Below are 7826 nucleotides of genomic sequence, written 5' to 3'. Positions count from 1 at the left end.
CCGTTTTCCTGCGGAAAACGGATCTGACCCCAAAAGTATTTCCGACAGATCGCAGGAAACTGTCGAAGGCGGGGTGGGTCCGGTTGAGGGGGCGTGAGCGCCATGGATGGCGCGACCGAGGCTACATGGACGTATTCACGCCGTCCCCCGCAACCGGACCCACCCCGCCATCCACCGATAGCCCGCTTTTGACGTTGACGTTGCCTCGGCGGGTGCCGGGCGCCGCCCGGCCGATATCCCCTGCTTGACCGCAGCCGGGGCGCCACGGAGAATTCCGCGACTAATTCTCATTTGCTGTTGCGCAGGATGCGGGCGGCAGCCTTCCAGGCCCTCCTCCTTCGATGTTCAAGAACGTCCTGTTCCAACTGCACTGGCTGCTGGGCATCACCGCCGGTGCCGTGCTGGCCGTGATGGGCCTCAGCGGCGCCGTGCTGTCCTTCGAGGATGAACTGCTGCGGGCGGCCAATCCCGGCTTCGCCGAGATCGCCGAGCACCATGCCGACGGCCAGCTTCCGCTTGAACTCAGCGAACTGGTGCCGCTGCTGCAGGCCGGCAGTGATCGCCCCCTGCAACGCCTGCGCGTGGATGCCACCGGGCAACGGCCCTCGGTGGCGCGCTTCGCCGGTGGCAAGGAACACTGGGTCTACTTCGATCCGTACACCGGCGAGCGCTTCAGCGCCCTGCGCGGGCAGGCGTTCTTCGATTTCGTCGAGGACCTGCATCGCCACCTCGCCGCCGGCGAGCGCGGCAAATGGATCACCGGCAGTTGTGCCATCGCGCTGCTGTTCTTCACCCTGTCCGGGCTCTACCTGCGCTGGCCGCGCCGCTGGTGGCACTGGCGCAGCTGGCTGGCGGTGGAATGGAAACGCAGCGGCCGTGGCTTCCTGTGGAGCCTGCACTCGGTGGTCGGCACCTGGGTGCTGCTGATCTACCTGATGAGTGCGCTGACCGGCCTGTGGTGGTCGTTCGACTGGTATCGCAGTGCCGCCAACACCCTGCTGGGCGTCGCACCGGCCGCCAGGCACAAGGTCGCCACCGACGCCGCCCTGAATCTGGAACGCATCGAAGCCACGCTGTACGCACTGCCCGGCGTGCGCACCGGCTACATCGACCTGCGCCTGCCGGAGAAGCCGGGGCAGGCACTGAACGTGCGGGTGATGGCCGGTGATCCGTCGCAGCGCGGCGGCCAGCATGACCGCGCGCATGATCTGCTGCAGCTGGACCCAGGCACGGGGGCCACGCTCGATGCCCGCCCCTATGCGCGCCAGGGCGCCGGCGCGCAGCTGGCCACCAGCGTGTTCGCGCTGCACTCGGGCAGCTACTTCGGCGTGCCCGGGCGCGTGGTGGTGATGCTCAGCAGCCTGGGCATGAGCCTGTTCTTCATCACCGGCTGGATGCTCTACCTGGACCGCCGCCGCAGCCAGCGCGCCGCGCGTGACCTGCGCCAGTCGCTGCCAGCAACGCCTGCCGATGGCGGTGGTACGCCGTGGCTGGTGGTGCATGCCAGCCAGAGTGGACTGGGAGAACAACTGGCATGGCGCGCCGCCGCGCAGCTGCAGGCGTCCGGTCATGCGGTGCAGGTGCTGCCACTGGCCCGCGTCGATGCCGCGCAGCTGGCACGCACCGCGCAGGTACTGTGGGTACTGAGCACCTTCGGCGACGGCGAGCCACCGGATGCGGCGCGAGGCGCTGCACGACGGCTGATGGCACAGACACTCGACCTGTCAGGCCTGCAGTTTGGACTGCTGGCGCTGGGTGACCGACAGTACCCGCACTACTGCGGCTTCGGTCGCCAGGTTGATGGCTGGCTGCTCGGCAACGGCGCGCGCCCGTTGTTCGACCGCATCGAAGTCGATGCCGCCTCGGTAGCGGCCTTGCGCCAATGGCAGCTGCAGCTGGGCGCGCTGACCGGCATCGTCACCGATGACAGCGTACTGCCAGCGGCCACGCAGATGCATGAGTGGCGGCTGCTCGGCCGCGACCGGCTCAATCCGGGCAGCATCGGTGGTGCCATCTGGCGCATCCGTCTTGCGCCACCGGCCGACGTGCAGTGGCAGGCGGGCGACATCCTGCATATCGCGCCCCGGCACAACGCACGGCATGCCAGCGCCGTGTTGAAGGCACAGGGGTTGGATCCGCTGCAGCCGCTGCTGGTGGACGGCCACCCACGCACCCTGCTGGCGCTGGCCAGTGAACGCGAGCTGCCCGAGGCCGACGCCGCACTGGCGGTGCAGGATGCCTGCCTGTGGCTGTCCGGATTGCCAACGCTGCCCGGACGCGAATACTCCATCGCCTCCTCCACGAGTGATGAAGTGGTGGAACTGGTAGTGCGCCTGGTGCATGACCTGTCGGGTCGAGCCGGGCTGGGCTCGGGCTGGCTGGCGCTGCATGCCCCGGTCGGTGCCAGCATCGTGGCCCGTGTGCATCGCAACCCCGGTTTCCATCGCATTGGCGGTGCGCCGATGGTGCTGATCGGCAACGGCACCGGCATCGCGGGTCTGCGCAGCCTGTTGCGCGAAGCTGCCCATGCAGGCGAGCACGGGCACTGGCTGCTGTTCGGTGAGCGCCAGCGCGCGCACGACTTCCTGTTCGCCGACGAGATCGAAGCGTGGCAGGCCGATGGCCATCTCGCGCGGGTGGACCTGGCGTTCTCGCGCGATGGGGAAGGTGGTTACGTGCAGGATTGCCTGCATGCCGCCACCGATGCGCTGCGCGAATGGATGCAGCGTGGTGCGGTGATTCATGTCTGCGGCTCGCTGCAGGGCATGGCCGAAGGCGTGGACCAGGTGCTGCGCGCTGCGCTGGGCGATGAGGTTGTGGAAACGCTGCTGGAGACCGGGCGCTACCGGCGCGACGTGTACTGAGCCACAAGGGTAGTGCCGGCCGCTGGCCGGCATGATCATCGACGGTGCCGGCCAGCGGCCGGCACTACCGGAGCGGGATCAGGCCGCAGCGCGCGCCTGTGGCATCGACTGCAGACGGAACGCGCCCACGGCTTCTGCCAGGGCATGTACCTGCGCCTGCATCTGCGCGGTCGAGGCCCCCGCCTCTTCCACCAGACTGGCGTTGCGCTGGGTACTGGCCTCCATCTGCACGATGGTCTGGTTCACCTGGGCGATGCCGGCATGCTGGTCCTGCGACGCGCTGCGGATCCCGGCCAGCAGATCCGCCAGCTGCTGCACGCTGCCGACAATCTCGCCCATCGTGGTGCCGGCCTGTTCGGCCTGCTGGTTGCCCTGCCCGACACGCGTCACCGAATCCTCGATCAATCCCTTGATCTGTTTGGCCGCCTCCGCACTGCGCTGTGCCAGCAGGCGCACTTCGGCAGCCACGACGGCGAAGCTGCGGCCCTGCTCTCCGGCACGCGCCGCTTCCACCGCAGCATTCAGCGCGAGAATGTTGGTCTGGAAGGCGATGCCATCGATCAGCTGGGTGATGTCACCGATCCGCCGTGAGGCTTCGCTGATGCCATGCATGGTTGCCACCACTTGGCCGACCGCCTCGCCGCCACGCTGGGCCACTGCCGCCGCGCCCTTGACCAGCGCATCCGCACGACCCGCGGCATCGGCATTGCGGCCCACAGTGTCGGTCAGCTCGTGCATCGACGCTGCCGTCTCTTCCAGGTTGGCCGCCTGCTGTTCGGTACGCTGCGACAGATCATGGTGACCGGCGACGATCTCACCAACACCGGTGTCGAGGCTGGACGTGGCCTGCTGGATGCGAGTGACGATGCGGCCCAGTTGCGCGACGGTGGCGTTGGCATCGTCGCGCATGCGCGCGAACACGCCCTGCAGTTCACCTTCCATGCGCACGCTGAGGTCACCGCGGGCCAGCGCGGCCAGAAGCGCCTGCAGATCGCCAAGATTGGTCTCGAAGGTGGTCAACAGACGATTGATGCTGGTCGACAACGTACGCACAAAGCCCTGCTTCCCCTCCAGCGCGATGCGACCGTGCAGGTCACCGTGCGCGGCCGCGTCGACCAGGGCTGCCACTTCGGTTTCCAGCAGGGTTTCCAGCGCGCGACTGCGCCATTCGACCGCCACGCCGAGGAAATGCCCCTCGTCGATAATGGGATTGGCGACCAGCTGATAGCGCACACCGGAATGGCCGATCTCGCGTTCTTCGCGTTGTCGCACGCCAGCCAGGCTGGCCAGCGCCGGATGCAGGCGTACTGCATCGCTCCCCACCAGCTCATCGCCCTGACGTTCCAGCTGCTCCAGCAGCGCCGGATTGGCGTACGCCACCAGGCCTTCGGCATCGACCACCATCAGCCCGGTCTGCGCACTGTCCAGCGCCTGGCGCACCCGGGTGTTGCCGCGCGCCACAGCACGTTCGGTCTCGATGCGCGCGCGCAGGCGCTGCTGCATGTCGACCAGGCGCTGGGCAAGCTGGCCGATCTCATCGTTGGCGTTGTAGACGCGCAGGGTGGTGTCGAGGCGGTCGTCGGCGATGTCGCTGGCGAAACGCAGGGTGTCCTGGATCGGCTGGCGCACCGCACGCAGCACCAGCACCAGGCTGGTGATCAGCACGCCGGCCACCAGCAGCAGGGTCAATGCGAACAGCACGCTCATCGTGCGCGCGCCGACCTGCTGGCGCGCCTGCGCCTTGGCCAGCGCTGCCACCTGTGCCTGCTGGAAAGCGGCAAGCGCCGGCGCTACGCCCGCGGCCGTATCCAGCAGCGACTGCGCTTCCACATCCAGGCCGACGCGGGCAGCGGTATACCCCAGCAGTGCGCCCTGATAGCCCTCCATCCCGCTGCGCAGGGCGTCCTGCGCATCCGCAGGCAGGCCCGCCAGCGCGAGGTCGAACGGCAGCTTTTCCTCGCTGGCGCGGTCGGCGTGAGTGGAATCACCGTCGAGCAGCAGCAGTGCCTCCTGCCTACGCATCTTCTGCAGGGACAGCGCCAGCGACGGCCGCTGCAGCGCATCCACCTGCGCCTGCAGGGTTTCGGCGGCCTGCTGCAGCTGTGCAGCGAGGCCGGCCTCACCGCGGCCCATCTCGTCGACCCGTTCGAACAGGGCGGCGACACCCTGCGAGAACGCGTCGGCCGATTCGGTCAGCACCTGCAGCGCCATGCGCCGGCCGGCGTCCATCGGCATCGCGCGAAGCGCCTGCAGGTCAGCCTGCAGGGCCTTCTGTGTTGCCAGCAACTGGCTGCGGTCAGCATCATCGAAACTGCGTGCATACTGGGTCTGCAGGCGGCGCGCTTCGGCCACCCGCGTGGACAGGCTGGCAGCCAGATCGCTGCCGCGCTGGTAGCTGGCCTGGCTGCGCGCGGCCAGGGCGTTGGCATGGCCAGTCCAGGCGTAGACAGCGGCGATCGCCACCAGCCCCAGGCCACAGACCCACAGGGTCGCCTTGAGCTTGTTGGCCACGCTGAGCCGGTGTGGTTGCAGCCACAGCAGCAGGCCGGGGGACGCCGAGCGCAACGTGGCAAGACGCGTGCGCAGGGACCGGAGGTGGGGGACAACGGCCGACATGACAGACTCCAGGCGGAAGGACGCACCTGTATCGGCCGGATTCAGGGCAGCTTTAGGCCTTTCTTCGTCTGCGTCCCCCCGTCGCTGGCGGACGCGGTCTTTGTACCGGGTGCAGGCGACGGGGACATGACACGGCCGCCGTGCTTGACCTCAACCCCGGTTGGGGGAGCACAGTGGACCTCCCTTCCCCGCCCGGTGCCCCCATGACGACGCTCGATGTCCCCCGCTACCTGCAGCGCCTGCAGCTGGATGCGCCGCCACCACGGACCCTGGCCGGCCTGACCCTGCTGCAGCAGCGCCACAACGCACTGCTGCCCTTCGAAACCCTCAGCTGCCTGCTGCGCGATGCGGTGCCGATCGACCTGGACAGCGTGCAGCGCAAGCTGCTTGACGAGCGCCGCGGTGGTTACTGCTTCGAACTCAATGGCGGGTTGCTGGCGCTGCTGCAGGCCTTGGGCTTCGATGCCCAGCCATTGAGCGCGCGCGTACTGCTGGCCGCCCAGGACGGCGAACTGACCGCGCGTACCCATCTGCTGCTACGCGTGCAGGTGGACGGCGATGACTGGCTGGTGGATGCCGGTTTTGGCAGCCTGACCCCGACCGTACCGCTGCGCCTGCATGACCCGCAGCCGCAGGCCACCCCGCACGAACGCTATCTGTTGCAGCGGTTGGAAGACGGCGGTGATTTCATGCTGTCGGCCGAATCCAGCGACGGCTGGCGGGCGATGTACCGCTTCGATCTGCAGGCGCCGGCGCCGATCGACAACGTGGTGGGCAACTGGTACGTGTGCACCCATCCCGATTCCAGTTTCCCCGGCCAGCTGCGCGCATCGCTGACCGGGCCGGACTGGCGCCGCACCATCGGCAGCGGCAACTACACCGAGTACCGCCCCGGACAGGCACCGGACAAGCGCTCGCTGCATGATGTGGGTGATGTGCGCGACGTGCTGGAGCAGCGCTTCGGCATCCAGCTTCCGGACGACCCGCGGCTGGACCCGGCCATCAATGACTGGCTGCAGCGCTCACGCGCCGCGACCCACGTGTAGCGTCGAGCCATGCCCGACGGGCGCTTTTTGTAGAGTCGAGCCGTGCTCGACTGACGCGTTCCCAGCACCCCGGAAGCAGTCGAGCATGGCTCGACGCTACAGAACCGTGCGCGCCTGCACCGCAATGCGGTTGCCTTCGCTATCGCGAATCTCGGCCACGCGCCAGTCACCGGCATCAGCGGGGCCGAAACGCAGTTCGGCTCCAGCCTGCAAGGCTCGCTCGAGGCTGGCATCAAGGTCATCGACCCCGATGTAGATGCGCGCGCCCAGTTCCGACGGCCGGTAGTCCGCCCCTTGCACCAGCGCCATGCTGGCCCCTGCGGCTTCATCGGCGAATGGCAGGTAGGCCATCCGGCAATCGTGCAGCACGATCGGTTCGTCCACCGCAACCTGCAACCACTGCTGGTAGAAGGTGATGGCACGGGCCAGGTCACTGGCTGGGATTTCGACATGCAGGATCGGATTCATCCGCGCAGGATAACCGGACGCTGACATCGCCTGCGCAGCAGCACTGGCAAGCTGGACGCCCCCCTGTTCTGCGGAGCCCTGCATGTCCCTGGCCGATCATCGAAGCACACTGGCACCGCTGGGCTTCCTGCGCGTGGCCATCAACCTGGGCAATCCGGTACTGGCGCAGGGGGACGCGCGCTCACCGCGCGGGCCGTCGCTGGAACTGGCCACAGCATTGGCGCAGCGCATGGGCGTGCAGGCACGCTTCACCTGCCACGTCGCCGCGGCCTCGGTGGTCGCTGCGGCCAGCGAGGATGCCTGGGACCTGGCCTTCCTGGCCATCGATCCGGCACGTGCCGACCGCATTGCCTTCAGTGCTCCGTATGTGGAGATCGAAGGCACCTATCTGGTGCGCGAGGACAGCCCTGCGCAGCAGGTGGCCGACCTGGATCGCGAGGGGCTGTGCATCGCGGTGGGGCGTGGCGCGGCCTATGACCTGTTCCTGAGCCGCGAACTGCGCCACGCCACGATCGAGCGGGCGGAGACCTCGGCGGCGGCCATCACGTTGTTCGATCAGCAGCGCCTGGATGCCGCCGCCGGTGTACGCCAGCCGCTGGAAGCATGGGCGCAGGTGCATCCCGGCCACCGTGTGCTGGCCGGCCGTTTCACCGCGATCCAGCAGGCAGTGGCGGCGCCGGCCTCACGCCCGGCCGATGCATTGCGGGCGTTGTTCGAGGAAGTGGAGGCGATCAAGGCTGGCCCGTTGCTTGAGGAAGCGTTCGCGCGTGCCGGGCAGGCGGTCACGCTGGTTCGGTGACTGTAGAGCACCAGCAGTCGAGCATGGCTCGAC

At 68.2% G+C, this 7826-nt stretch carries 5 protein-coding genes; 3 read left to right on the top strand and 2 right to left on the bottom strand.

Annotated features, from left to right (window positions below; genetic code table 11):
* Window positions 1–341: 341 nt before the first annotated feature.
* On the top strand, window positions 342–2864 hold the full coding sequence (locus R1L06_RS10310) for a PepSY domain-containing protein (protein ID WP_317217642.1): 2523 nt from the start codon (window positions 342–344) through the stop codon (window positions 2862–2864).
* Between the two features lie 78 nt (window positions 2865–2942).
* Here the strand turns inward: R1L06_RS10310 and R1L06_RS10305 are convergent, their stop codons facing one another.
* Complete coding sequence (locus R1L06_RS10305) at window positions 2943–5480, bottom strand: methyl-accepting chemotaxis protein (protein WP_317217641.1); 2538 nt, start codon at window positions 5478–5480, stop codon at window positions 2943–2945.
* Window positions 5481–5683: 203 nt separating this feature from the next.
* Here R1L06_RS10305 and R1L06_RS10300 point away from each other — a divergent pair, with 203 nt between their 5' ends.
* Window positions 5684–6526 (top strand): arylamine N-acetyltransferase family protein, encoded by an 843-nt coding sequence (locus tag R1L06_RS10300; protein WP_317217640.1) that lies wholly within the window; start codon window positions 5684–5686, stop codon window positions 6524–6526.
* A gap of 96 nt (window positions 6527–6622) precedes the next feature.
* On the opposite strand, the gene R1L06_RS10295 is transcribed toward R1L06_RS10300, so the two are convergent.
* Window positions 6623–6994, bottom strand: coding sequence for a VOC family protein (locus tag R1L06_RS10295; RefSeq protein WP_317217639.1), 372 nt, complete (start codon window positions 6992–6994; stop codon window positions 6623–6625).
* A gap of 82 nt (window positions 6995–7076) precedes the next feature.
* Between R1L06_RS10295 and R1L06_RS10290 the strand changes: the two genes are divergently transcribed.
* Entirely contained in the window at window positions 7077–7793 is a 717-nt protein-coding gene (locus R1L06_RS10290) for an ABC transporter substrate-binding protein (protein ID WP_317217638.1), read from the top strand.
* Window positions 7794–7826: the final 33 nt, after the last annotated feature.

It is taken from the genome of Stenotrophomonas mexicanensis (assembly GCF_032911605.1).
In the GTDB taxonomy this organism is placed as follows: domain Bacteria; phylum Pseudomonadota; class Gammaproteobacteria; order Xanthomonadales; family Xanthomonadaceae; genus Stenotrophomonas; species Stenotrophomonas maltophilia_A.
The sequence above is the reverse complement of the archived record's forward strand: the minus strand, read 5'-3'. Positions and strand labels throughout refer to the sequence as shown.

Excerpts from the sequence above, each read along its gene's own strand:
- R1L06_RS10305 (WP_317217641.1), bottom strand. The coding sequence starts at position 5,480 with ATGTCGGCCGTTGTCCCCCACCTCCGGTCCCTGCGCACGCGTCTTGCC.
- R1L06_RS10300 (WP_317217640.1), top strand. The coding sequence starts at position 5,684 with ATGACGACGCTCGATGTCCCCCGCTACCTGCAGCGCCTGCAGCTGGAT.
- R1L06_RS10290 (WP_317217638.1), top strand. The coding sequence starts at position 7,077 with ATGTCCCTGGCCGATCATCGAAGCACACTGGCACCGCTGGGCTTCCTG.
- R1L06_RS10310 (WP_317217642.1), top strand. The coding sequence starts at position 342 with ATGTTCAAGAACGTCCTGTTCCAACTGCACTGGCTGCTGGGCATCACC.
- R1L06_RS10295 (WP_317217639.1), bottom strand. The coding sequence starts at position 6,994 with ATGAATCCGATCCTGCATGTCGAAATCCCAGCCAGTGACCTGGCCCGT.